The organism is Lactobacillus sp. A27 (assembly GCF_016742815.1).
In the GTDB taxonomy this organism is placed as follows: domain Bacteria; phylum Bacillota; class Bacilli; order Lactobacillales; family Lactobacillaceae; genus Lactobacillus; species Lactobacillus gallinarum.
The window spans coordinates 34507-60067 of record NZ_JAEHNT010000015.1 but is presented as its reverse complement, the minus strand read 5'-3'; the positions used below and the strand labels follow the sequence as shown (position 1 = coordinate 60067).

The window sequence follows — 25561 nt, the reverse complement described above, 5'->3', positions numbered from 1 at the left end:
CTATCAAAAAAGCCCACGGGTACGCCCCGTGAGCTATGTTTTGCGTATAAAAAAAGCACTCGTTTGAGTGCTAATCTGCATTAATTTGAATGTTTACCCATTTTGCACCTACTTGCTCAGAACTTTCATCATAATAATTGCCTTCAATTTTGCCAAAATTAAGATCAAAGCCTATGCGGTATCCTTTTTTAGTATCTATCGCACTAGCATAACTGCCAGCATTATTAGCTATGGCGTATAACAGATAATTATTAATAGATGCTGTATCTCCATTATCAAATGTGAAAGTGGTATTGCGATTCATGTCAAACTCTGACCAATTTGTTGAAATAGTAAAGCTTCCTTTATCCATAGGGGGGGTTTTAGTAATCGTCTTAAATGGGTATTTTCGATAAACATTGCTATCAATGTTCACCGATTGAGCATTTTGTGGAATGTTGAACCATTTGTGCTTATCGAAGAGCATGTGGTCGATCATGCGATCACCACCCTTCTAAGTACTTGGTAGACGTGGCTTAGGAGGCGTTTACCCCCCAGATTGGTGTAACATCAGCACATTTTACAAACGCATAACCGTAAACTGATATACCAAGATTGGGACTAGTTGAAAGCTTAAAATTGTCAGCATAGAAAACATATCTGTCATCAATAGTTCTGCCTATAGTTCTGACTGTCTGCTCTCCTAATGAACTATTAACGCTACTAGAAGTAGTTTCGATATTTGTATCATTAGGAATTTTTATTTCCTCTGGTATAGCAACATAATTTCGTCCATTGATAGTAGTTTTATCAGCATTGTTGTCGATATTCCACCATTTAAGTCTGTTAAAAAGCATATGACTTAACATGCACTCACCGCCTTTCTAGCGATGAATGCCCTGAACGCTTGATACAAGTGGCTTAGAGGGCTATTTGCCCCCCCGATTTGGCAATCTTTAGCTAAAACATAAACCTGACGTGAAAAATGCTCATTCGGATTAAGCTTGTAAATTAACTGCTTGCCTGTGTCGGTAAATATTTGAACAATCGCGCTTTCAACCGAAAATGTCATTGAGATATCTTTGCGGTAAGAAGTTGAGGTGTTACTCTTGATCCATTCCGCTTCACTTGAATGTAAGCCCGCAGTTAATGGAGTATTGGGTGGGACAACAACAGTTGATGGAATTACACAATAGTCCTTACCGTCAACCGTCGTGATTGTCTTGCCAAGATTAAACCATTTAAGTTTGTTGAGAATCATGTGATCTAGCATACTAACGCCACCTTCCTAGTAAAGTGGCGTAAAGCCTTGAGAGCCAAGCGTATAGGTGAGGGTTTACCCCCCCAATTTATGTCAAGGTTACTCCAATCCAAGGCATATAATTTATACCATTCACCTTGATAAGGCACTATTGTTGCATCTTCAAGCTTTCCATCTTTTGAAAAAGATAAGCCTTTGATTGTGACATGAGTACCTGCTGGTATATGAATGTTTGAACTATCGCTATCTTGCGGAAACGCAGGAGTATCTTTGAGCAAAACCGCATCAACAGGAAACGTATTCTTTATGTTTATATACGTATTCGCACCTGTGTTAACTGTCTTTTGATTATCAGTAACGTTGAACCACTTTAGCTTGTTAAAAATGAGATGATCTAGCATGCTAATCTCCTTTCTATTTAGTAATAAAGGCTATTCTTTGAGGATTTTCATTTTCCCAGCTGTTAGCCTGCGCTTCTTGACTAGCTGGAAATGTCCTGCCCTCAACATAGTTCGCCTTAATGTAGTTGATTTCGTTTTCTGCGTTGGTTAGACGCGAAGTCAGCGACTGGATAGTTTGATTTTGCTGATTGATGATATTTTGCAGGTTGCTGATGTCACCTGAATTAGCTAATCTAGTCCATCCAGTGGTATAAGAACCCCCGTTGTTGCCAACCATCCATACTTCATTGGCTGGAGACCTAAAAATAGCGACACCATCGCCATTTGGATTTTCAAAAACATATTGAACCGTAAACCATTGCGTATTAGAAGCTGGTGGTAAATTCTTACAGTTTTTACCGTTGCCTGGATACAAACGAATTTGATTTGTTTTAAATGCAAAAAGATCATCATCACCGCTACCATTAACTAATGGAACGCGTGTTGAATTGATGCTATTAATTGCATCAGCAAACTGACTAAGTACGTTTTGGTCAACTAGCCATTTATTTGTGTAGCTATTTGTTTCCTTTGTTGGATTCTTGCTTGCAATATCGTAAGCAGTAATGATTGTGCCTGAAGTCTTGCTGTTGATTTGGCTTTGCAAGTTAGAAATATCAGCAGAAACATCACTACTGTTAGCTTTGCTAGGAAGTTGACCAAGCACATCTTTCAACTTACTTGCCGTCCAGTCACTTGACCAGATGTCAAAAATGTAACCGCCGTTAGCTTGCTTAACAGCATTCCCACGGATTTCAACTAGATCACCGTTAGCATTCATACCTTGCTTTCTTACAAAAGAATTAGCAAGGGTACTATCTACTTTTTGACTAGCTTGATTTGCTAGATTAGTGGCATTAGTGATCTGATTTTGTAAATTACTAATATCACCATTGTCAGCAAGCAATACCCACGGCTTCCAATTACCCCAACCATAAAATCTATAAGCAATTTTTGGATTAGTATTAGAGCCATCGCCAATATATAAAGCAAGTTCAAATCTTCCATCACTACCTGCAACCGTGCCTTGAAAATACATGGTGTCATTAAGCCAGCCAAATGGCATGTTTTTCAGTGTTGTGTTAACTGATCTACGCCAGCCAACAAAGTAATTATTAAGATCAAATCCTGCTGGTAAAGCTGGTGCATGAGTGTCATCTGGAATTAGTGATTTAAGAGCTTCATTAATAGTATTTATGACATTAGTGTTATTACCAATCTTGGTATCACGCTGACCAAAAGCTATGTCTATTTGTGGCTTGGTGTAAACATCAGAAGCATTAGCCTTGGTATTAATGGCTTGATTTAGCTTTGTGACGTTTGAGTTGATCTTTGCATCAACGTCCGTGATGTCGTCCTTTTTGGCAAGTTCGGCATCAACAGCGGTCTTGTCAGCCTTGCCAGCGATCATGTTTGCTACCTGGTCAGCGTTAACCTTGCCGTCCGTGTCAGCAGACATTTCAAGCAATTTTTTGTCTAGCTCTGATCTGCTGTATACGTCCACAGTGTTAGCCTTTGCATTGAGTAGCTTGGTTAAATCAGCGGTACTGGTGTAACCGGATAGCTTGGAATCAACGTCAACCGTTTTTGCGTATGGCGTGAAGTCGATCTTTGCTATCTCGGCATCAACAACGGACTTGTCGGCTTTGCTGTCGATACCTGCTTGAAGTTGCTTAACAGAGTTTGCTACGTCTGTCTTATCGGCTTTAGTATCAAGTTGAGCGGTGACGTCTGCGCTATCTGCCTTTTTTACGACTTCTGCGTTGGTTTTATCCAAGTCTGATTGATTAGCCTTAGTTGCTAACTGATCCGCCACAGCGGTTTTATCTGCCTTAGTATCGAGCGCCTTTGCGGTACTGTCTTGGTTAGCGTCAATCTTTGCAGTGATGTCATGATTTAAGTTATTGATAGCACTGTTAAGCGTTGCTGGTGTAACACTTCCTGCTGGATCAACCACAGCGGTAACACTAGTAGCATCACCAATTTTCACCGCAATCTTTAAATCTAGCGCATCTGTAGCAACCCCGTCTGGATTTGTAGCTGCTAGATATGCTCCTTGATTAGCGACAGCAACTATAACTAGTTGCTCCACATCATTCTTCCTAGCAAAAAAGCCAACTGCCTTGTATTCAAGGTCTGCCTTTAAATCGCTATTCTGAAAGACTGCCTCAAGAATCACAGTACTGCCGCTGTCACTACTTTGCTTGTCGCTAACACCGATTTTGACCTCACGTAATGGATTACCCAGCGAGGTCAAAGCTTTAATCTGGGAATCACTTAGACCACTGATGTCTTGACCATACAAGACCGCCTTAGTGTAAGTAACCTCACCGCCAGCAGTCATCATAGTACGACCAGCATTTGTTATATAAGCAGGATCTCTAATTGTACTCACTTAATCAGACCTCCTTATTTTTCTATCATTGCCAAGTAGTTAGGATGTTGGTTCTCCCAAGCCTCTGCTTCTGTTTCTTGACTAGCTGCGAATCTCTTGCCGATCACACTATTTTGTTCGAGGAAAATCACACGATTAAGCAAGTCATTATACTGCCTAGTACTTACACCTTGCTGGTTGTTAAGACCTGTAATCTGATTGTTTAAATCTTTGATTTGTTGATCTTTGGTACTATTTGCAGATTGTAGAGATGTAATTGTTTGCTTTAAATCGTTAATTGCTCTGTCGACATCTGCCTTCGGATAAAAGACACTAGACAAATTGACATTACCAGTACTGTCAGGAGCTACCCCCTGCACTGTGTTAATACCAGCACCTTTACCCGCACCAGCAACCATTTGATCGATGGTTGCTGAATCATAAGTTGGGAGGTTAAAAGTGCCGTCACTATCTGCCTTTGTGGCATCCTTACCGTTCAGCATGATAGTTAACTTGCTAGTACCCTGCTTTAGTTCAGTGTCAATTGTGCCTTGAACTTTTGATTGCCATTCATTTAACTCAGCTCTAGTAACATAGCCAATTTCATTAACTGTCATGTCAATGTGTGCTGCATTACTAATTGTCATGTTTAGCTGCGCTGAAATGACTTGGGTTGATTGATGATCTGGACTTCCAGCGGCCAAAACTTCATGGTCCTGTGTAGTCGGTGTGATAGCAATTAACTTCTCTTCGCCTTGTACAGTCTTTCCAGCATTTGTTGTATCAACACGCGCATACCAACCAATTGAGCTAAAGTTAATATCCTGTTGTTGATTCCTGTTTTCAAAGTTGGCTATAACCGCAAAGTTGTTATCAACGACGGGGGTAATCTGCAATTGTCCTTCTTTTAAGTCGTCTTTAAGACTTGTTAGATTCCTTATTGCTTCATCGCTAAGTGCTTGACCCAATTGATCCGTTAACTTTTGACTTGATAAGATAGCTCTTGTATAAACCAGTGTGCCAGTACCATCGCCAACGGCCAAAAACAGATGTCGCCCGTCATTCGTCAAGAGTGATTGCTTTAGTTTTTCAACAAATCCCGAATTTGATGTATCTGCTGCCATCATTTACTCCTTTCTATTAAAAAACTACTCAGTCTTGATTGATTGAGTAGTTGTCGTTATTGTTTTTGTTCCAACGCTTAACCCAGCGTGTACTTCTTCCTTATGATTGCTTGACCAGCTTGCTGATGTATGCCAAATTGACGTATTTGCAATTCTGCCAATCACTGCTAGATATAGATGCTTAGATGTTTGAGCTTTCCAGCCAGTCCACCAACTTACATTAGATTTAACCCGTTGATAATTCTTGTAGCTAGTGTGCATCCCGTAATAGAGATTTGACTGTGTCTTAGTTTTCCAGCCAGTCCACCAGATCGTTTTTGATCTAGCAGTAGTTTGCCATCTGTCTTGGGTGCCTACTCCGATATAGAGAGGCATTTTAGTTCGGGTTTCAAATACTATTAGGTCTAGCCAGTAGCCCATTGCCAGCATCTTGTGAAGGTTTTTCAAGATAAATTTTTCCATATGCACGTCACGAACGTAGTCGTATGGAATCTGGATACCAATGTGCCGGATGCCTGTCTTCCAAACCTTGAAGCCCTGATTAGTGCCTAATGCGTTAGACATGATCTTAACCATTGAAGGAATAGTACCCTGTGCCCGTGATAATAGCTCCATAATGTGAATTACAAAGCGATAGTATTCATCGTCTGCACTAGGTCTATATGTTTGAATATCCTCACCGAATAAATCCAAAGTTGTACCCTTAGCATCTTTTAATGCACGCCAGCGCTCAACTTTTTCAGCATTCGTATCAATAGCCTCAAACGGCTCATTAAAGGCATCTATCAGTTTATACATGTTTGACTCTGGTCTCTTTTCCCAGTAGTCAGAAGCTTCTGCTAGAAGTTCATCTGTTGTCTCATACGCCATCTACGACCACCTCAATGTTTTCAGGTTGGCATGAGAAGGATTCGAATGGCTTAGAAGCAATGTCTTCATCAGCCATGTGAGCTTTGTCAGTACCAATTTTGATCTTGGCCACACCGACACCTGGAACGTCATAAATTGATGGATAGATCTTAGTTAAGTGGACGGTTTCGCCCATTAGTAAAGTACTAATGTAATCGATAATCGTTTCCTTGACGTCATTAACACCATCATCAACGTTCCATTCATCGTTGGTACGAATTTGAACTTGCGCATATACCGGCTTATCCTTGGCATAATCAAAGTGGATAACTTGTGGATTACCGGTTTTATCTTTGGCAGTTATTGCCTTAGTCCCTGTCAAAGTGATACCAGCCGCTACTTTATCAACCAAACAATCGGCAATATCATTTTCTCTTCCGCCCAAACAAAAAACGTGGACTGAATACGGTGGATTACCGTACTGGTCCGCGTCTGCGAATGGGTTTTCAATAATGTTTACTTGTCTTACACCTGGTAAGTTTAACAATGCTGACTTAATTCCTGCTGACGATGGACCGGGTTTTGCAACGTTTTCCATGATCAACCTAGCTCTATATGCTGGATCGTCTTCGTTGTCTTGACCACCAGCCGCTTTTTCAGGATTGGTTACCGACAAAACATTTTCATCGGGATTATACATAATCGTGATTGTGTTAGGCAAAACATTGTTAAAATCGCCCGTTTCAACTGACTGCACAATACCAATACCAGTATAAGTATTATGTTCATAGTCCTTAGATGTGATTACATCCTTGATTAATTCGAACAGCACGCCGTCCGGGGTTTCAAATTTTTCACCAGATTGAATTAGATATTCCTCCGATGTAGTGATAACAATGTTAGCCTGACTAGGTGTTGCCACTTTGCGAGGTAGGTCAAGATTGGCACCGATTCGGTCAAGTGCGCTTTCAGTAGCTGTACTGATAAACGCGGAATAATAAGTCTTCTGCAATTCCTGAATTAATAAGGTTTCTCGCCAAGCAATCAGCCGAGCAATAATACCAAAATTGGAGTTGCTCGTCAGAACAATGTCTGTCCCGAATCTTTGCATGAAATCATCCATGACGCTATCCAATACTTCTTCATAAGTCGGAGCTAAGAAGCCACGTTTATGAAGCCCAAAACTAGCCATTGCCAAGGTCGAAACCTCCTTCCAATTCTTCCGGCTTGTCGTTAACTTGAACGGTTGCGTTGAATGTGACATATAAGCCACGTTGCGGCAATTTCTTAAATGAAATCCTATTGACCGTTTGAACTTCCGGAACTTTTTCAATAATTGTGGTAGACATGTCAGCAGATGCCAATTTTTCGTTGAAATTCTTGCCAAGGAAATTGCTATAATCCGCACCTTGGTCTGGATCTAGGTTAGTCATTTCACCGTAGCGAATCAGCAGTGTAGCCCTAATTCTTTGTGCTACTTCTTCGATTCCGTCCACGGTTGCTAAATCGTGAGTAGATGGATCAATAACAGGATCGCCGTATTCTGTAACTAGTAAATCCTTAGCCATTTTTTGCATCACCCCCAAGAACTCCAATTATGATTGCGTCGTTTGCATCGTGGAGCCTCGAACTGTTAGGTACATAATTGTTAACAGCTCTACCACCTTCCCAGTTGTCATTGTCACGATCTAACACAACGGCAACAACAGGAACGCCAGCCCTCATTAGACGCCTCTTTGGAAGTTTTTCAGCTAGATTAGAGCCAACATGTGCATCTACTTTTGCTAATTCTGGCTTTAAGCGCTCTAATATTTCATCTTGAATATAACAGTTCTCACTAACTGGAATATCCAAGTATTGTGCAGATGTATCACCGTTGCTTGAATTAGCTAGTGGCAATATATCTGCTTTGTGTGTAGCATTATCATATTTAATGACCTTAGCAGGAAAAGCACACTGGATTCCGGCAACAATTCCATGCATAAACTTTCTTGTTGCCTTGTACCACATGTCTCTTTCTTCATTCTGTGATTGAGCCATCTATTCACCTCCTAAATTTTAACGAGTGAGCATTGCGTTTGAGCTTGGTCCATATCAAACGTATGCTGACCAGCTTTAACGTAGAAATAGCCTTTCAAGTATTTACTAAGCATATGAACACCGACATTAGTTGTAATGTCCGGCACTAATGGAACTTGTATTTCCCATGTACCAGAACCAGAATCATCATCACTACTTTCGTTATAAGAAGGAGGTTGAATTAAGTCTTGATCATCGATTTCGTACCAAGTTCTTTTTGTGCTGCGAGGATTGATAATTTCAAGCTTTCCACCAATATAGGTGAGACTTGAACCGGTTTTCTTTACAACCCGTTTCAACAGGCTTAAAGGTTTTCCTTTGGCAGTAAACGGACGCTTTAAGGTTGGATTATGAGCTAAATCAATCTTAGAAATCACTATTCCAGATTGTGTAGCTATCCCACTAATCAATGTCTTATAATCCGTACCTTTCCGGAAGGTCATGTTAACCATCTTGGTTTTAGTGGCACGGGTCTTAATTCGCTTCTTTTTAAGGCCGCCTTTTTCGGTTACTTTGTAAGGAATGCGATGGTGAACAACGTATTTTTGCCCCTTTTTAGGGCCACGCTTGTACACTTTGACTTCGGTAGTGTGCTTATACTTAGTCACTACTTTGTCAGGCTCTCGAACCATTTTCGTGACGTATTTATTAACTTTTTCTGTTTCCGTAACTTTCAACTTGCGGGCTTCAACATTTGAGTAATTAGTTCCCTCGGTAAAGGTTAAAGAAAACGTATCAGTCGTTCCATCATGTTGAGGAATGCCAATTTTACTAATGAACCCTTCTGCAAGAACTTTCCTGTCACTTCCCCAGTTAAAAGCAACATAGCAATGCTGCTTTTTGTGGTAAAAGTCGCGGTGTTCTTTGGTCAGGTTATAGAGCGTAACCGTGTTTGATTGCGGTGTAGCAACATCAGCAAAATTAACTTCAAACGTGAAAGGATAATTATGTTTGTAATGCTCATTGTTATAAACCGTTTGAGTCTTGCCTTCCGAATTAGTGCAAACAAACCACATATGAGGATTATCGGTTATGACAGTCATTAGTAGGAGACCTCCTCATCGGTTAAGTCGTCGCTGTCTTCGTCAGGATCATAACCAAGCGGCTTAATGGTTGGGTCATCATCTTCTGAACCAAGCGGATCAATGACGTCAATATATAACTGCACATCATAGCCAAGTTCACCCTTGCCAGCATCCCTGGCGTTACCGGTTTCGTCCATGACACGTATATCAGTACGAGGCAAGCGACTATCCGGAATATCAATGCCGACCAATTGATCCAATACAAGTGGCTCCTGTTCCAGGAGCGTTTCACCATCTTGCATGATTGTAAGCGTGTAGTAATCAGCAACCGGGTTGTAATCAACTCTTAGCGTGAAAACCTCACCGGCTAATGTGATGTCGAAAATGTCAGGTAAATCATCGGTGTTAACAGGAATGTATTTACGCATGTTAACCTCCTACTTAACTCGAATCTTGCTCTTGGCTTTGTACTTCCTATCGTTAACATAGATAGGGTTGCCGGCTAAGATTCGATTAGGATTCTTAATGTGATTAACCTTTTGAAGCCAGGAAACCGTAGTGTGATACTTCTTAGCCAATCCCCAAAGCGTATCGCCTTTTTTAATGGTTATAGCAGTGTATTTTTTGCTACGGTTACCGGCCAATGTCTTAGAAGATTTAGAACGCTTAGCGTGTTTTTTGGATTTATTACTAGTTGTGATTTCGGCAGCTCTTACAAATGTAAATGTGATTGACACTTGCATTGTGTTTCTAAAACCAGTGAATTGCCGGTCAAGCTGGGAAATTATAAGGTGCTTGTAATAAATATCGCCACGGAACGTAAGCTCTTCGTGATGACTGTGCCAAGTACGAAGCCGAACCCACTTATCATGTGCAGAGCCGGTGTCTGTATCAGCAATCAAACCATCAATTGTTACTGTTTTACTGGAAAATCTGGCGTAATCCTTACGAGGTGCGCCCTGATCAACGGCATAAGAAGTAATACTTGATGAATTGCTTTCCGATTCCGTATTCACGGGAGCAAAAAAGACAATATCGCTTTTCTTCCCGTTCTTAGTCGGGAAAATAGCCATATTGCCTTCACCAGTGAATTCTTTTGCATGATCTTGAATAGCCGCAACCATTGCCGCCTGGTCTGTATCTTTAGTCTTGACCACACGGTTCTTTTTAGTCGTAGCCTTTTTTAATTGGCTCTTATATGAGTTGTAATCTCTCATATCTGCGTTGTACTTATTCAAGTACTTTTGAGTCAAACGGCTGTATTTAGCCTTGTCTTGCTCGTTTTTAGCATTAAATGCTAATGCGGCAAAATTAAGGCTTTCTTCGTTAGCCTTCATCGCAGAATGATGAGCCTTAGCAGCGTTTTCTTCCAAATCTTTAACTTTTTTGCTGATCTTAGTTTCAGCCTTTGTCTTCTTGCGCCCCTTGTGGGGCTTTGACTTGTTTTTTGGCTTTTCTTTTTTAGCCATATAAATCCTCCTAACTAATAAAGCGATGGATCCGTTCCGAATTCATCGCCTATGTTTACTAAATATTGAGTTATTTCTCGTTTTACAATTTCAGCAATCCTCTTAGCATCTTCAACCGATCCACCTATAGGACCGTTGAAATTGATGTTAATAATTGGAGCTGAATTATTTCTGTGTGTAGGTCTATTAATCTTAGGGTCAACTAAGTTAACCAAATCAGAAAGCTTGCGCTTAGTCTGCTCGTGGGTATCAACCTTAACTGGACCATCAGCTGTGATTAGTTCCGGACCACGTTCGCCGGCAATAAATGGAGTATGTGCCGCAGGTTTCCCGCCCTTGGCGTATCCATGACCATTGCCTAATGCTGAAAGGCTAGGACCATAGCGGTGTTTAGCATAATTCAAGCCAGCATAAATGTTGGCCGGACCATTGAAAATACCACCAGAGCCCTTACGCTTATAGGCTTCAAACGTTAATCTCTTGGTTTGCATTAAACCAAGTGCAGGACCGGAACCGTCACCGTCTGGGTCAGCTCCTGGCTGACGTGCGTGTGGATTACCACCAGATTCGGTATTAATCTGACGAAGCACACGGTTAACCATTGCACTAGACGTGGAGAGGTGCAGCATTCCAAGGATACGTTTAACCGTACCAGCCCAGCGCTTGACACCTTCACCACCGATGTTGCCACCAAGGGCTCCCTCGTCGCCGAGCTTGTCCTTAATCCACTTCAAAGCGGAAGGACCAAGTTCGCGTTTTGCCAGTGCTTCTAGTTTCTTGTCAGCCTTGACAGTTTTTTTACCAGTCGAAGCGTTGTGTAGCCCTTTGACACGGTAGAAACCGTAACCCATGCTCATATCGTCAGAAATCCTAGTCACACGTGCGTGTGGTGGGGTTTCGTTGAACATGGTGCCGGACTTCGGATTCTTAACGATCCCGACGTGTCCGGCAGCACCTGTGCCGTGTCCGAAGATCACTAAGTCACCTGGAATAGTGCGACTTAGTGATTTGCCAAGGTACTGCAATGCTGAACTGTGTTGCATGTCAACAGTTGAACGCCCGGCATCAATACCGAAATGCTTTAAGGCTTGTGCAACCATACCAGAACAATCACTTGCCGCCTTACTCATAGCACCCATGACATATGGGACACCAGAGAAGGTAGATTCAGCGTATTTTAGGAATTTCTCACGAGTTCCGCCTTTGCCAGCACCACCGCCAATGGCGTTATTGATGACTGACCACATAGCGTTAGACCATGGATTTCCGAAGTGTGTAGCTGAATTATTAGCAAGTCCGACCGTGCCACGTTTTAAGTCTGTGCCACCCGGTTTCAGGTGGGTTAAGAACATATCTTTGAAGCTCTTAGCTGGGTTGGCTCCCGCTTTCTCAGCTAGTTTTTTCAAAGCGCTATGACTTATGCCTGAACCCTTAGCAAAATGGCGCAGACCAGCAGAATTAGCTACTTGCTGGGTTTGTGCACCGTTAAGTACTCCCCATCCCTTTTTGAGTGGCAGAATTGTATTCTGACCACGTGGGAACAATAGCTCATTCTTATCTGTGACGATGGCTTCTTGTCTTGGCCCGACCTTGGCATCGTTAACCATTGCAAGAGTGTTTTCGGTTAATCGACCGTTTGAGTCAGTACCAGTAGCAAACTTAACTGGCTTAATAACCGATGCATTGCCACCGAATTGCCCTAATACCTTGTCAATTCCAGAAATACCCTTGTTAACTTGGCTAATGGTACCGCCCATTGCGTCATGGGCGTAGCCTTTCATGCGTCCTAACTCTTTACCAAACCCTTTTGAGGTGGTTTTAGCTAGGTCAATAACACCGTCGTGCATAGCGTTCATTTGCTTATGAGCGCCGGTGCGCATCTGACTATAATGCGAGATCACATTTTTTCGGGTCTTGCTTGCTTCTTTATTAGTAGATTGGGCAATCTCACTCCAAGTGTTCTTGCTCTTCTTAGAGAGCCCATTAAGCGACTTAGAGGACTTATCTGCAATCTGCTTATAATCGCTAGTTACTGTCTTCTTAGTTTTAGCTAATTTTTCAGTGCCATTGGCATAGCCTTTAAGGACCATACCATGACCTAAACCACCATCAAGAACTTTGCGAGTATCGTGAGCATTAAGGATATGTTCACCAGACTGAATTTTAGTGAACTGTGGACCGTTGATACCAAGCAAACGAATGTGGTTAGCATAAGGCTTATAAGCTAGTTCAGGCCCGGATTCACCAACCAAAGCACCATGCGTGGAGTGCATAGCACCACCATTAGCATGGCTCTTGATCTTTTCATACTTAAAGGTGTGTTTTGAATGTCCTGATCCATAGGCAATACTATTAGCAAAGCCTTTGATATTGTTGGTAATACCCTTTCTGATGTCGCCAGCTTTACCCCAGAAATTGTTCCAGCCTTTGCTTAGACGACCCCAGAAGTCATTCCATTTCTTGCCGAAAGCAGTAGAGAACGACTTCCAGCGTGATTGAATATCTTTCAAGGCGGTAGAGAAGAACTCACCTTTTTTGAACGCCTTTACATAGCGAGCGTTGTTAAAGCTCTTCCAACCTGCATTCCATTTCTTACCGAAATCGGTAGAGAACGACTTCCAGCGTGATTGGATGTCCTTTGAAGCGGTTTGAATAAATTCGCCTTGTTTAAATGCTTTAACATAGCGATTATTGTTAACCTTTTTCCAAGTCTGATTCCATCCGCGTTGTAGTGCTTTACCAGTTTGGGACATGTTTTTAGGCAAGTTTTTAAAGAAACTATGGCTTGCCTTCATTCCCTTGTCCCAGCCTTTATGGATATTTCTACCAACGCCACTGGCCCAACTCTTAATGCGCTTCCCCGTCTTATTAAGAGCCGAAGGAAGATTCTTGAACATGTTATGGGTAGACCAGCCAAGGTTCTCCATTGACCAGAATCTTTTAGGAGGCTTGTGCTTTTGCCAGCCTTTAGTAAAGTTGTTAACAGCAGTACCGCCCCATTTGCCGGCGACCTTGCCAAGTTGCGAGCCGACCGCAGCACCTAACGGGCCGCCGAAATACATACCGATACCGCCACCAATGGCTGATCCGATACCTTGACCTATGTCTTGGCTTCGCTTGTCAGCATTGTGACGGTCTTTGTATGCATTTACGAACTGTGACCCAGCGTCTAAGGCAACACCAACGCCAGCAGCACCATTTGCTAATTTTCCGGCAGTGCTTAATTTCTTAAGGCCTCCTGCCGACTTAGCTGACTGTAAAGCGCCAGTAAGAATACCAGCGCCGCCACGTCCTTTAGGTAAGGCACCACCGAGTTTAGTAATAGTCCCGGCAGCTTTTTCGCCACCGGTTACCTTGCCAAACAGACCACCAACAAACTTGATTGCCTTAATGGCTTCAAGTCCTTTTTTGACTTGGCCAAGAAATAAAATGAACTTCAAGCCCTTAGAAATAGAATAGCCGGCAAGAATACCGTAGCCAATCCACTTAACTTCGCGCTTGTGTGTAGCCGTCCATTTTATTAGTTTGACCAAACCGTTAGCAACCTTAGCAACCGCACCACCGACATCCTTTTGGAATTTCTTCCCGTCCTTGCTTAGCAAAAACTTAGCAAGTGCATTACTTGCTTGATTGATAGCCGGAAGCAGGGCATTGCCGAGCGTCATTTTGAAGGCATTCATAGCCTGCTTTGCACTGGCGGCACTCCCTTGTGCGGTACCCATGTTTTGAGCGGCTAACTTAGCAACGTAAGAACCCGTTTTGCCGGCCTTTTCAGTGCGCTTAGTCAAATCTTCCACTTCTTTGGACGACTTGGCCAAAATCATGGCACCGTTCATACCAGATGTACCAAAGATAGACTTGAAGAATCCGTTCTTGTCAGAACCGCCCTTACTATGGGATTCGATATGCTGATACAGCACACCCATATCATGCGATAGCCCCTTAAGGTTACCGTGTGCGTCTAACATTTCGGATTTTTTGATTCCTAACTTGGTAAAGATTGAATTTTTAGTACCAATCTTGTTGATCTGGTTAGTTAAGCCGTTGATCGTAGCTCTTAAAGCAGTACCGGCCTTATCAGATTCTAGACCGTTGTTAGATAGAACACCTAACGCGGAGGATGTTTCCGCAAGGCTAATATTATTAGCTTTTGCCGCCGTACCAACGTAGGACATAGCAGTACCAAGATCGCTAAATCCTGTTGAGGTTGCGTCAGCCGAGTAAGCTAATTCGTTAACTACTTGCTTGGTGTTTTTCAGCATTGTACTGGTGTCCTTGGCTCTCATTCCGAAAGCATCTAACACCTGTGAGGATACCGTAGTAACATCACTGAACTTGTCACCAGAAGCGACAGAAGCCTGAACTTCTGTTGTTAACGCTCCTAATGCTTGCTTAGTTGTATAGCCTCGCTTAACTAAGTCTTCGTACCCCGCCGCAACTTCTTGTTGTGACTTTCCATACTTGATGGATATGTCACGACCCTCACGTTGCATAGCAGAAACAGCCTTAGTTACTTCTTTTTGGCGTTCGCCACCAAGAACGGCAAGGTTATTAATTTCACGGTATCGTTGCTGAATTTCTGCGGATTGCTTTGCCCCTGACATAGCAGCGGCACCAACGGCACCAATACCAGCGGCGGCAACGGTAGCACCACCACGAATATTGTTCCAAGCACTGTGTAGCTTGTTTTTCATTGTGTCTGTTGCCTTAGTAGCAACCGTGGCGCCGTGAACAATTTTGTTAAAGCCAGTCGGTCGGATTCTGTCCATTTCAGCCTGTGCTGACTTCATCCCAGCTTTAAACTTGTTAATATCCGCTACGGTTTGGTTAATTTTGATTTGCTGAGTTCTGTATGCATCGCTGTTTTTATCAGCAGATGTAGCAGCCCGATTCAACGCGGTTTCAAGTTCCTTCTGCTTATTGCTTAGTTCAGCAATAGCAGAATGGTAAGCCTTAACTTTCTGTTGATTAGCTTCATATGTTTTGCCTTCGGATTCCAGACGCCTGATATATGACGCGGTAACCGTGTCAATGTGGTTGATTTCCTTAGGCAGATTGCCGTTCATGTGCATATTGTTTGCACGCCGCTCAACCTGACCAAGTGCCGCATACAAAGCATTAGTAGCCTTGCGTGCTTCCTCAACCTGCGCGAAATTGGCACGGACGACGCCTAGATTAAAGCCTTCGTGCGTTCCAGCCATTCACTACGTCCTTTCGGCAAAATAAAAAAGCCATTAATTATCTAAATGACTTCACCTCTCTATTTCTTGCCATCGCCCCAGACACCTAAGCCTGTGGCATGGGCTTGCATTTTAAATTTATCTTGTTCATCCCTTTGGACAATAGTCCAAAGCATATCTAATTGATTGCGTGTCGCTTTCATGGCTAGATCAAGCGGTACGCCGTGCATTGCTAATCTAATCGGCTCTTCCCAACGATTAGCGGCTTCTTGTAAGTGTTCTTTACTCCAAGTTGCCGTCGATTCCGTCGTTAAGAAAGGAAAGCACTTCACCAGCTACTTCGCCGTAGCCCTTGTGACTGTCCCAGAATGCAACGCTCTTAATATGAGGATTTACGAATACGTCACCATCCACGGCGCCTTGCATTAAGTCAGAAAATCTGATTGAACCGTTTGAATTAGTTGCGGCATCTTCAATTTGGGATGCAACGCCGATACCTGGATATTGAAGAGTCAAAGTGTATTCATACTTAGTGCCGGCATTGATAGTAATGTCCTTAGTGACACCACGTTGGTTAGGAATTTCACTAGTTTGTAATTGCTTGTTTCTTGCGGCAATTTGGTCAGCCATGCTCATTTGAGGAGCTTGGTTTTGTGAATCAGCAACAGCAGTGTTATCAGTTTGAGTGTTTTCTACTTGTGTGTTTTGGTTTTCAGTGTTGTCCATTAGTTAATACCTCGCTTTATAAAACAGAATTTTCTACAATGTTTAACGCATTGACAGTCCAAACGCGTTCGCCGGCTTCGTTTGCGGCACCGCCATCAGGCTTTTTCTTGATGTAGCAGTGCATTGCCACGTAGTGACGTGATCCATCACACGCATCAACAGAAAAACCGCCCTTTCTGCGTTCATTTGCTAACGCATCGAGGACGGCATTGAATGGTGACATTTGGTTAAGTGTCACCGTAAAAGTACCACCGGTTTTGTTATTTTCACTTGCGGTTGCTGTACCCTGTGGGTCTTGTTGCACACTTACCATGTCGTTATCATATGCAACTGTGAACAGAGTAGTTGCACCAAAGCCGTAGGCGGTTTTACCGTCTGCGGTGAAATAGGTATCATTGGCATCATAAGTGCCCATGAGACCAGTTTGAATGTTGTTATGTGCTGCCATTTAATTCTTCCTTTCTAGCTAAATAATCGTGTCAGAATCAACTTCACCATGAACAGTGACAGTATGAATAGAACCAGAAGCGTGGTAAGTAAAGCTCAAACCACCATAGTGGCGCTTACTAATGTCTTCTGCCGGTTGGTCTTCACGTGGAGTAGCAATAACCGTGTAATCACCCTTACCAGTCTTAGAACTGATCAAAACAATTCCTTGTTCGGTAGCTTGCTCTAATACTTGAATCGCAATACCGGAAATCTTAGTAATACCGTTGGTGTCATAGGAAACTTTCTTATTCTTTTGTAAGAAGTTTTCAATGTCGTTTTCCATGTGAGTACTTACCCAGATAATTCCGTGCAAGGTATCAATGTATTCGCCTGAAAGAACCCAACCTTCTGATGTTTCACCGGTTCCGTTAACTTCCACATAAGCAATTGCCTTCATGTGGTTGATAGATGCTAATTCACTTGTGGTAAGTTGATCCGGTGTAATACCGTTCAATTGTTGGAACTTCCAGTCAGTCATGCCGACTGTTAAAGTTGCGGCTGCACCTACCAAAGCGGCGTCCATAGCTTCCTTGGTGTCGTGAACTAAACCGATAACGTAGTTTTGACCACCAATCTTGTTGAAATTAGCTTCATCGGTATCTTGAATTACTAAGAAGCGATTCTTATTAGCTTCAAAAATGTTTGAGAGACTAACTGCATCATCATCAACACCGAAGCCTGCTTTAATTGCAAAAGTCCAACCGAAGTACCAAAATGCTTCCAAAGCCTTGGATTCCTCGCTTGGGTCATAAGTTAAGACTGCAATATGGTCAGAATGGTTATCTTGTGCAAAATAGGTTTGTGCTTTCTTGTAAATTTGAGTATCAGTGCCATAGTCAACGGCTACGGCGTCAATATCACGATATTCAACATAGATAGCCTTACTATCCTTGTCTTGCTTGCGAGATAAAACACCATCTCTGCGATCTTCGTCACTAAGTTCAGTTCTCAAAGTAGTGTTTGTGCTTTGCGTATCTTGATTGTTTTTGCCGTCACCGCTGGTGCTTGGGTCAGACGCCTTTGCAGTAACTGGATTCAAAATCACTAAGTTACCCAAGCCCTTAACAGGCTTTGGATGCACAAGGCTCATAATTACGTTGACATCAGTAAGATGATCGTATGCTGAAACTGAACTGCCAGTTTTTGTTGCCATTAAATTTCCTCCTTGTCATTTTTGGATACAGAAAAGGCGCCACCGACATGGCTGCCAGCGACGCTCCCGTTCGCCTTAACTGATTCGATCACAGGGTCCCATGGTACGAAGTTGAGGTCTTTTTCTTCAAATAAAAAGCCACCAGTAACGTAGAAACTGCAATCAAAACCGTAATCGTTGTCGTAGTTAATACCTTGCAACGTGGTTCGATTAGCAGCATTGCCTACGGTCTGGGGCACAATATACGCTTGTTTAAAAAAGCGGCGGTACGGCACTTCGTGGAGTGCTTCATACAGCCGTTGTGCTAAATTCATAGCTTCACTGTCAGAAGTTGCATGTGCATCAATCTGCATCGTGCACGTAAATTGTCTATGCTCTCCTAGCCAATCGCCAGTCGTTTCTTCACCTGGATCAATCCAACGAAACGTGAAGAATGGATAATCCTCCATCTCATCAATGGTGCTGTCTTTGACTAGTTCACAATTGGTAACTTGATTAACAAGTTTGCCAAGAATGTACTGCACTAAGAAATGATCTTGCAACTTTGGAAGTCTAGCGACCATCTGGGTGTTTTGCATCCCCTTTCAATACATAAATGACGACATCAGAGTAGCCTTGCCAGTTTGAGGAATCGACAACCCTGTACTTCTGACCTGGTTGAGAGGGCACTTCTACGATCGAATTCTTTGGATAGAGCTTAGTACTTATCCAAAGAAGGTCTCCCTGCTCCATCTCACCACCTGGTAAAAATTGAGCCATGAAAGCATCCTGCGGATTAAAAGGCACAACAGGCTCATGACGGGCTTCTGGTTGTGCCGTGGGTGTTTCATCATCTTCAATTCTTTCACCGCCTACGTAATGAAAATGAGGCTTCTTAGCCAGACTTTCATACGGGGTAACAGTTAGGTCAACACCGAAGCTGTTAATCATGTCTTTAAAAGATATATAGAAACTCATTTGATCTCTCCAATCGGCAGGATTTTCCAGGTAACGTGCTTAATTAAGCCACCGGTGTCAACAAGTGGGTTATTAACGCCCTTTTTGTTGTCAATGGTCAATGGCGCGTTACCGGGCTTGTACCATCTTTTCATTTCTTCGCGAATATCAGAGACACCAAGCTTACCCAACGTCGTCAGCAACTCTTTGCCGGTGCCGTTTTCGTAGCATATTTTGTCAATCCCTGCCAAAACATAGCGCTTGTATTTTTGCTGATTATCTAAAAAAGCCTTGCGAATAAACGCACGGGCTGGAATTCTTGATTTTTTCAGCAAGTAAAAACAGACGACTAGCTCCTTGTTCTCGGTAATGCAAGCAACACGCTTGTTCTTAGGGACAAACAAATGCGGGATGTCGCTAGGCTTGACGCTTTTGCCGTATTTTTTAATAGCATAACTAGATGGCACCCATAAATATTTGCCTTTTTTAGGCACAATATCGGCACCGTACTCGTTAGCTCTTACGATTTCAAGCAGTTGGCTATCCTCATCGCCAAAAAAGCCAATAACGACCTGATATTCGTTTAAATATTTCATTTCACGCTCAATGTGCAGAAGTGAATCATCAACTTCTTGAAATGCATCTTTCATTAGTGTTGCACCACCATATACCGACTAATACCGCCATTGCCGTAGAGGTTATACAGCCACAAATAGAGCTGTCCCCACGGTGATCGTTGGTACAAATCAAGCTTGCTAACGTCGGCATATGTACGTTTCAAAACAGAGACCTGTTCGGAAGTAACATTATTGCCGTCATTGCCTAGTGCCTTGTTAATCGTAATCAGGTGCAGAGTTAAATACTCCGTAGCCATATCACGTGGCTTAACCGGCTCTCCCTCTGGATTTGTTGCATCCACCGGAAAACCATCAGCCGTAGCAATTTCACGTGTATTGGTTAATAACCCCTTTAACACATCATCCGATATGCTAGAAGTCAAGTCTGGACTAAGCTGTTTAACAGCCTTCAATAAGTCGTCCATGGTATTTCACCTAAGCGGCTTTCTTAGGGTTGTTAATGCCCTTGAGTTGTACGAATGCGTGTGGGTAGTACATTACTAAGCCACCCATGCGTTCAACGTAAGGAATAGTAGTAGAACCGTTGTGGGTTTCTTGTTGCAATTGAGTTACCGGTTGTGCAATCGGAATCTTAACAATGTCTGAACTATTCAAGAAAATATAACCCATGTCTTGCTTGTTGCCCTTTGCGCCAAAGTTTTGGTGTTCGAATTCAGGAACTACTTTGATTTGTGAGAACCAAGGTCTAATCATTTCAAGCACAGTCATTTGTGGATTGTACTGGTTGAAAGGCATGTCCAAAGCGTCAATAGAGGCTTGTGGCAAGGCTAAAATAGGTTTAGCAGTTGAGTAACCAGCCAAGTGAGTAATCTTTGAAACTGCTGCTTTAAACCAATTACGGATTTGTAAGTTATTGTCTGTATCTTCTGCAAGATCATCAAATGCAACTGGCGCGGTAGCAGTTTGAACACCCAACTTGTCAGCATTATCAGTTAATCCGTAGATATTTAATGCTGGATTTGAGTTGTGGTTACCGTTGAAAATCAACTTGTTTTCTGCTTCTGCTAAGGCTCTACGAGCTCTTTCAGCCATAGGCGTAAGAATATCAACACCAGCTTGACGAGCTTCACCGAGTTGTTGACGGGTGTAACGAACTGCGATGGCTAAATCAGTCAAGTTAGCACTGTATTCAGTCATCTTTTCGTCTACTACTGGGATGTCAGTAGCACCTTCAACGTAGGTTGAGGCTTGTCCGCTGGTAGTCATAACCTTGTATCTAATTGATGGTGTCCATGCTGGTACCGGGAAGGTCTTAAACATAGACAAAGCAGTTAATTCTTGTTTTTTTGGTGTTTTGATGACGTTATCAACCCAAACGAGTTGCTCACGTGTGATAACACCGTTATTCGCTGTTGCTGGCATTATTATTTATTACCTCCATTCTTGTTAGTGGTGTCAGCACTTGCACCAGTGCCCGTATTGCCTGGCTTAGGTGCTGGGGATGCTGGTTGTGATGCGAGAGCTGGGGTGTCAACGTCATTGCCTACTGGGAATGCGCTGTTTTTACCCTTGCCGGTCACTACGTCGTCAGCATTTTGGATAGTTAAGTTCACGATTGCGGTCTTGCCTTTATCGCCGGAACTTAAAAAGACACCGACGATCTTGTCGCCAGTGCCTGCTGTCTTGAAGTTTCCGTTTGCGTCAACTGCTGCGTTTTCTCGGCTGTTAACGTCTTCTGAAATTGGAACGGCTACGTTACCATCTCGTAAAATGCTGATGTACTCGCCGCTGTAATAGTGATCACTCGCCATACTGTTTGGATCTGGATATAAGTGATCGCCGTTAATATGTTGACGTCTTAGTGCAACACCATAGATGTGGCTGCTATTTGCACGCACCACAAGTCCGTCCTTGATAACTACGCCTTGACCGTAATCAATGTCTCCGCCGGCTTGTTCGGTGAAAATCTTGTTAGTTAAGACGTCATTAGTTGCTAATTGACCCGCGCCTAGCGTTGGGTCGCCGTAAAGTGTTCCGTCTGGAATTGCCATTTAATCGCCTCCTATGCCAAGTGGTAGCGGTCAACCGGTTGGTCTGCGCTATCGCCCTTTGTTTCCTTGTATTCATTGCCTGTATAGCCAACCGCTGACGCTTGACTGCGGTTCTTGATTGAATCAAAGTAAGCATCGATATAGTCATCTGACTTGTCGCTTAAATCGACAGAATCAGCCTTTTGGATGGCTTCAAGCTTCATGTCCTTTGCGGATTTGCCTTTAAAATCAAAAGAATCACCGACAAATGGCTTAACTTCGTCAATTAAGTCCATTCGGTCAGCGATTGCTTTATCCAATGCATCCCCTGCAAATTTCTTTTTGGTTTCAGCTAATTCTTTTTCTAATGAATCAGCCTTGGCTTGTGCTTCGTCAGCAGATTTCTTGCTTGCATCAGCACCGCCCTTTAATTTGTCTCGTTCTGCAGTTAATGCTTTGATTTGCGCATTTAAATCCGCAATTTTCTTACTATTTGCTGAATTGTCAGCATCTAACTTCAAAATTCTGTCAGCATCAGATTTTGCAACTGTTACGTCTGCGCCGTCTAATCGAATAGTCGTGGTTTCCATTGAGTCGCCTTTCTCTTCACTATCTATAACCATTTCTGCACTGTCACCGGTCAAACGCACCGAATGTCCGGCACGTCCTCGCTTAACGACAGCCACATGATTAATTTGAATATTCTTCTGCGCCGAATCGTATTTCATTCCCTTGTAAGTACCTTTTACAGGTACCACATCGGTTTGAAATCCAATTGAGAGCTCTTGCTTGCCCTTTTGAATTTCATTGATTAACGCACTGTCCGTGATAGTCATGTCAACTTTTAACTTGTCACCATCAACATGCGCGTTATTGGCTGTAATACCTTTCATATATCGGCTCGTATTGTTGATGTTCACAGATTCACTTGGATGATCGTCTGTAATTGGCTTTGAATTGGCACTCTCAACAGCCGAATCAGTCAATAAATCGTCTGGAAGTTTGGCTTCCATCGTGATGTCCCCGTTTGATTTCTGATAGGGGAACACACCAACACGAGCGATAGGAACATTGGATACATGCAAGAATCCTGTTTGAGAATCAACAGAAAACTTGTTGACCGTCGCAGTGTCGTACCGCGTCAGCATGGTTATTCACCTGCTGGCACGTATACCGGTTCTTTAGGGATGTATAAGGTTTGTCCTTTGCGGATGCGCAATGTCGCCTTGTTGATGTGGTTGAAATAGCGCAATTGTTGCAATGCAACGTTGTATTTTTGCGCCACATCAAATAGCTTTTCGCCTTCTTGTACGACATGTTGTTGACAGCCCGTATAATCAAACTTGCCTTCTGGGTCTTTAACTTCTGCCATTGGCTTCACCTCCTTTTTTGTTGGTTGCGGTGTGGTTACCATTGTGGGTTGAGTTGGTGGATTAACTTCAATTGGCTTTTTTGGAGCAGATAACACATCAACTGCCATCTTAGTTTCTTCGTTTGTCATGCTTTTTCCTCCTAAAATTTCACAAAGTAAGAATGCTATATTGCCGGGCTTGAATTAACTTGGCTCACCGGCTGGATACTTACTTTTTTCACAATCTTTCGTAAATTTGGGCATAAAAAAAGCGCTCCCTCGCATTGAGGAAGCGTTCTTAATTTATTAATCTACAGGGTCCTGGTAACAACGGCATCGAATGGGTTGACCTGGAAGCTGTCCGTTGTCACCGCCGTTCGGATCATCATATTTGAATTCTTTGCCGTCCAATTCTCTATGCTTTGGACGTACTCGCTTGTCTTCCATTGACCGCCATATATAACGGGTTGAGCCGGTTGCTTGATTACGATATGCGTCTATCTGCGACAGTATTTTGCCGGTTTGATCGGTAGCAATTAAATCCGCGTGTTTGAGCGTCATGTTAGCCCGTGCACTGATTGAGTGGGCTAAATCACTAACGCCGCCACCGCTTGAAATAATGCGATAAATGTCGGATTTCGTTTGATCTATATATCGTTGCCTTAACGTCTTGATCAAATTAGTGTTTTCTATGATTTTTCCCATAGTGTACTCACGAAGCTTAGCATTATCACGGAGCGGATTAATCGCAAGGATACCGGCTTTCATCTGCACGACGCCCTTACGCTTTGCTACTTTGTTATAGCTGAACTGATTGACCGCATAAACGAACCTCGTTGTAATGTCATTTAAAGACGTTTCAGGCTGTTTTTGCTCAACCTCGGTAGATACAGGTTGAGTGACATTTGAACGGCGTGAAGCCAGTCAGGATTGCCAGAATTGTCAGCATCCGTTAACATCTTAGTTCCGCCTGATAAATACCGTTTAATTGACTTATCCACATTGCTTTCCACAATCTTTCGCCACGATCTAACCATTTCAGCTATGTCACGGTAGTAACTGCGCTCAATCTTCAATGGATAACCGTTTCTGCGTCTTGTCATTCAAGTCCAGCCCTCTCAATGTCTCGCTTGTACTGTTCAATCTCTTCCTTGGTGTATCGATCTTCCGGATTATCGGCACTATCAGTAACAGGATTGCTATTGTTTTGCATCCCTTGAATAGCGTTATTGCCTTGCTGATCAAACATACTGCGCACTTCGTCAGGTGCATAAATACCATTAGTAACCAATGTACCTGCTGCGTTGGCATGATTAACGAGCACCTCGGATTGCGTCTTGTCGTCTGGCGTCCATAGTGGATTGAATTCGATGTGCCATTCAAGACTGTCAGGGTCAAGATAACCGCCACCGAAACTCTGCGAATACATCAGCAATCTAACAATATTCATGATTTCAGGCTTTAATACTTGTTCCTGAAATGCTTTGACACTGTCGTAGTAGTTTTGAACGTCTTGACTAGCACCAGCCAACGTGCCGGCTTGCTCACCTGTTAGCACTGATTTAGGGATGTTACATGCGGTTGATAGATCTTGCCACAAGTAATCTAACAGCACATTCATCCCTGCTACTGGTGTTCCAAGTTTAAGTACTTTGTCATCGTTGCCGGTGAACATCATTGCCTCTGTGTTTGCTACGCGTGATATTTCAGCCTTGTCTTGCTGGAACTTGTCTAGTGGCTCATTCATAAGCCTGTCACTTTGAAATACCTTCAAAGTGAACTCACGTAGCATTTTACCGGCTGATACACTAGCGATAGCCATATTGTTAAGCTGACGCTCACAACGCTTGATAATTGAAGTACCGTTAGTGTCCTCGTCAAACTTGTCTAAGCTGATATGACTGTATCTGGTTGAATCTAAAACAATTGGCTCTAATTTGTTATTATTTGGCACAATATCGCCGTTTTTGTCGTAAGTCACGCCTGTTTGTTTAGGCATGATCTTTAATTTGGATTCTTTGCCGTAGTCGTCAGATGTTGGATCGTCATTAGTTCGGTAACTCTCAACGTTTTTTTGACCAAACGCATGCAATGCTACCAAGTTATCGATGTTATCAATCTTTAAAGGATCAAATGTGCTAGTGGGATGCAATTCACGCACGATATAAGCAATATAGCCATCACCATGCCGACGCTGGAAGTTTGTTTGCTGAGCTAAAACGTTTTGTATTTTTAATTCATTTAATCGATTTTGATAAACGTCTTGTAAATCAGGTTCGCCCGGCATAACTAAGCGGAATCCATTTCTTGTTGCGTCTTCTGCAAACTTAGCAACAATCTTATGTGCGATAGGATCATATTTATACCGATCATCCCAGCCTTGATAATCAGCAGGATCACCAGTCGTCTTCCATGCTAGGTCTTCATAACCAACACTAGGATTAAGGTCTAGCATGTCCGTTCTGACCGCTGGCGTAGATTTATAATGTTTAATTTTCTTCTTAGCCATGTAATCCTC

General features: G+C 42.8%; 29 protein-coding genes. All 29 read right to left on the bottom strand.

What is annotated here, in order from left to right; translation table 11 throughout:
- Window positions 1-70: 70 nt before the first annotated feature.
- Window positions 71-478: a hypothetical protein gene (locus JEM49_RS03050; protein ID WP_201873622.1), complete on the bottom strand. Its 408-nt coding sequence runs from the start codon at window positions 476-478 to the stop codon at window positions 71-73.
- Between the two features lie 37 nt (window positions 479-515).
- Window positions 516-836: a hypothetical protein gene (locus JEM49_RS03045; protein WP_201873621.1), complete on the bottom strand. Its 321-nt coding sequence runs from the start codon at window positions 834-836 to the stop codon at window positions 516-518.
- Window positions 837-841: 5 nt separating this feature from the next.
- The gene (locus JEM49_RS03040; protein ID WP_201873620.1) at window positions 842-1252 is read right to left on the bottom strand and encodes a hypothetical protein; all 411 of its coding nucleotides are present in this window, start codon (window positions 1250-1252) and stop codon (window positions 842-844) included.
- Window positions 1246-1641 carry a hypothetical protein gene (locus JEM49_RS03035; RefSeq protein ID WP_201873618.1) on the bottom strand — a complete coding sequence of 132 codons (396 nt, stop codon included), beginning with the start codon at window positions 1639-1641 and terminating at the stop codon, window positions 1246-1248. Before JEM49_RS03035 ends, JEM49_RS03040 begins: the two co-directional genes overlap by 7 nt.
- A gap of 13 nt (window positions 1642-1654) precedes the next feature.
- On the bottom strand, window positions 1655-4075 hold the full coding sequence (locus tag JEM49_RS03030; protein ID WP_201873616.1) for a hypothetical protein: 2421 nt from the start codon (window positions 4073-4075) through the stop codon (window positions 1655-1657).
- A gap of 14 nt (window positions 4076-4089) precedes the next feature.
- Window positions 4090-5178: a hypothetical protein gene (locus tag JEM49_RS03025; RefSeq protein ID WP_201873614.1), complete on the bottom strand. Its 1089-nt coding sequence runs from the start codon at window positions 5176-5178 to the stop codon at window positions 4090-4092.
- A 24-nt stretch (window positions 5179-5202) separates the two neighbouring features.
- Complete coding sequence (locus JEM49_RS03020) at window positions 5203-6048, bottom strand: hypothetical protein (protein ID WP_201873612.1); 846 nt, start codon at window positions 6046-6048, stop codon at window positions 5203-5205.
- Window positions 6038-7219, bottom strand: coding sequence for a baseplate J/gp47 family protein (locus JEM49_RS03015; RefSeq protein ID WP_242509743.1), 1182 nt, complete (start codon window positions 7217-7219; stop codon window positions 6038-6040). Before JEM49_RS03015 ends, JEM49_RS03020 begins: the two co-directional genes overlap by 11 nt.
- Window positions 7212-7595, bottom strand: a complete 384-nt coding sequence (locus JEM49_RS03010; RefSeq protein WP_201873610.1) for a DUF2634 domain-containing protein — start codon at window positions 7593-7595, stop codon at window positions 7212-7214. Before JEM49_RS03010 ends, JEM49_RS03015 begins: the two co-directional genes overlap by 8 nt.
- Window positions 7588-8067, bottom strand: a complete 480-nt coding sequence (locus JEM49_RS03005) for a hypothetical protein (protein WP_201873609.1) — start codon at window positions 8065-8067, stop codon at window positions 7588-7590. Before JEM49_RS03005 ends, JEM49_RS03010 begins: the two co-directional genes overlap by 8 nt.
- A gap of 11 nt (window positions 8068-8078) precedes the next feature.
- Complete coding sequence (locus tag JEM49_RS03000; protein ID WP_201873608.1) at window positions 8079-9149, bottom strand: hypothetical protein; 1071 nt, start codon at window positions 9147-9149, stop codon at window positions 8079-8081.
- On the bottom strand, window positions 9149-9559 hold the full coding sequence (locus JEM49_RS10780) for a phage baseplate plug family protein (RefSeq protein ID WP_201873607.1): 411 nt from the start codon (window positions 9557-9559) through the stop codon (window positions 9149-9151). Before JEM49_RS10780 ends, JEM49_RS03000 begins: the two co-directional genes overlap by 1 nt.
- A 9-nt stretch (window positions 9560-9568) precedes the next feature.
- The gene (locus JEM49_RS02990; protein WP_201873606.1) at window positions 9569-10600 is read right to left on the bottom strand and encodes a LysM peptidoglycan-binding domain-containing protein; all 1032 of its coding nucleotides are present in this window, start codon (window positions 10598-10600) and stop codon (window positions 9569-9571) included.
- 14 nt (window positions 10601-10614) lie between these two features.
- Window positions 10615-15801, bottom strand: coding sequence for a phage tail tape measure protein (locus JEM49_RS02985; protein ID WP_201873601.1), 5187 nt, complete (start codon window positions 15799-15801; stop codon window positions 10615-10617).
- 59 nt (window positions 15802-15860) lie between these two features.
- Window positions 15861-16112 carry a hypothetical protein gene (locus JEM49_RS02980; protein WP_342211666.1) on the bottom strand — a complete coding sequence of 84 codons (252 nt, stop codon included), beginning with the start codon at window positions 16110-16112 and terminating at the stop codon, window positions 15861-15863.
- On the bottom strand, window positions 16063-16506 hold the full coding sequence (locus JEM49_RS02975) for a hypothetical protein (protein WP_242509740.1): 444 nt from the start codon (window positions 16504-16506) through the stop codon (window positions 16063-16065). The genes JEM49_RS02980 and JEM49_RS02975 overlap by 50 nt, the downstream gene beginning before the upstream one ends.
- 16 nt (window positions 16507-16522) lie before the next feature.
- Complete coding sequence (locus tag JEM49_RS02970; protein WP_201873597.1) at window positions 16523-16954, bottom strand: hypothetical protein; 432 nt, start codon at window positions 16952-16954, stop codon at window positions 16523-16525.
- Window positions 16955-16972: 18 nt separating this feature from the next.
- The gene (locus tag JEM49_RS02965; RefSeq protein WP_201873596.1) at window positions 16973-18148 is read right to left on the bottom strand and encodes a DUF3383 family protein; all 1176 of its coding nucleotides are present in this window, start codon (window positions 18146-18148) and stop codon (window positions 16973-16975) included.
- Window positions 18148-18711, bottom strand: coding sequence for a phage neck terminator protein (locus tag JEM49_RS02960; protein ID WP_201873595.1), 564 nt, complete (start codon window positions 18709-18711; stop codon window positions 18148-18150). Before JEM49_RS02960 ends, JEM49_RS02965 begins: the two co-directional genes overlap by 1 nt.
- Window positions 18701-19105, bottom strand: a complete 405-nt coding sequence (locus JEM49_RS02955; RefSeq protein WP_201873593.1) for a hypothetical protein — start codon at window positions 19103-19105, stop codon at window positions 18701-18703. The genes JEM49_RS02960 and JEM49_RS02955 overlap by 11 nt, the downstream gene beginning before the upstream one ends.
- A complete protein-coding gene (locus JEM49_RS02950; protein WP_201873591.1) occupies window positions 19102-19734 on the bottom strand; it encodes a hypothetical protein in 633 nt (210 codons plus the stop codon). The genes JEM49_RS02955 and JEM49_RS02950 overlap by 4 nt, the downstream gene beginning before the upstream one ends.
- On the bottom strand, window positions 19734-20126 hold the full coding sequence (locus JEM49_RS02945; RefSeq protein ID WP_201873590.1) for a hypothetical protein: 393 nt from the start codon (window positions 20124-20126) through the stop codon (window positions 19734-19736). Before JEM49_RS02945 ends, JEM49_RS02950 begins: the two co-directional genes overlap by 1 nt.
- A 10-nt stretch (window positions 20127-20136) precedes the next feature.
- Window positions 20137-21084 carry a major capsid family protein gene (locus JEM49_RS02940; protein ID WP_201873588.1) on the bottom strand — a complete coding sequence of 316 codons (948 nt, stop codon included), beginning with the start codon at window positions 21082-21084 and terminating at the stop codon, window positions 20137-20139.
- Between the two features lie 2 nt (window positions 21085-21086).
- Window positions 21087-21713 (bottom strand): structural cement protein Gp24, encoded by a 627-nt coding sequence (locus JEM49_RS02935; RefSeq protein WP_201873586.1) that lies wholly within the window; start codon window positions 21711-21713, stop codon window positions 21087-21089.
- Window positions 21714-21724: 11 nt separating this feature from the next.
- A complete protein-coding gene (locus JEM49_RS02930; protein ID WP_201873584.1) occupies window positions 21725-22840 on the bottom strand; it encodes a DUF2213 domain-containing protein in 1116 nt (371 codons plus the stop codon).
- Between the two features lie 2 nt (window positions 22841-22842).
- Entirely contained in the window at window positions 22843-23193 is a 351-nt protein-coding gene (locus JEM49_RS02925; RefSeq protein ID WP_201873582.1) for a LysM peptidoglycan-binding domain-containing protein, read from the bottom strand.
- Between the two features lie 156 nt (window positions 23194-23349).
- Window positions 23350-23811 (bottom strand): phage minor head protein, encoded by a 462-nt coding sequence (locus JEM49_RS10435; RefSeq protein WP_242509738.1) that lies wholly within the window; start codon window positions 23809-23811, stop codon window positions 23350-23352.
- Window positions 23812-23891: 80 nt separating this feature from the next.
- The gene (locus JEM49_RS10430) at window positions 23892-24146 is read right to left on the bottom strand and encodes a hypothetical protein (protein WP_242509737.1); all 255 of its coding nucleotides are present in this window, start codon (window positions 24144-24146) and stop codon (window positions 23892-23894) included.
- A complete protein-coding gene (locus tag JEM49_RS02915; RefSeq protein ID WP_201873580.1) occupies window positions 24143-25552 on the bottom strand; it encodes an anti-CBASS protein Acb1 family protein in 1410 nt (469 codons plus the stop codon). Before JEM49_RS02915 ends, JEM49_RS10430 begins: the two co-directional genes overlap by 4 nt.
- Window positions 25553-25561 lie beyond the last annotated feature (9 nt).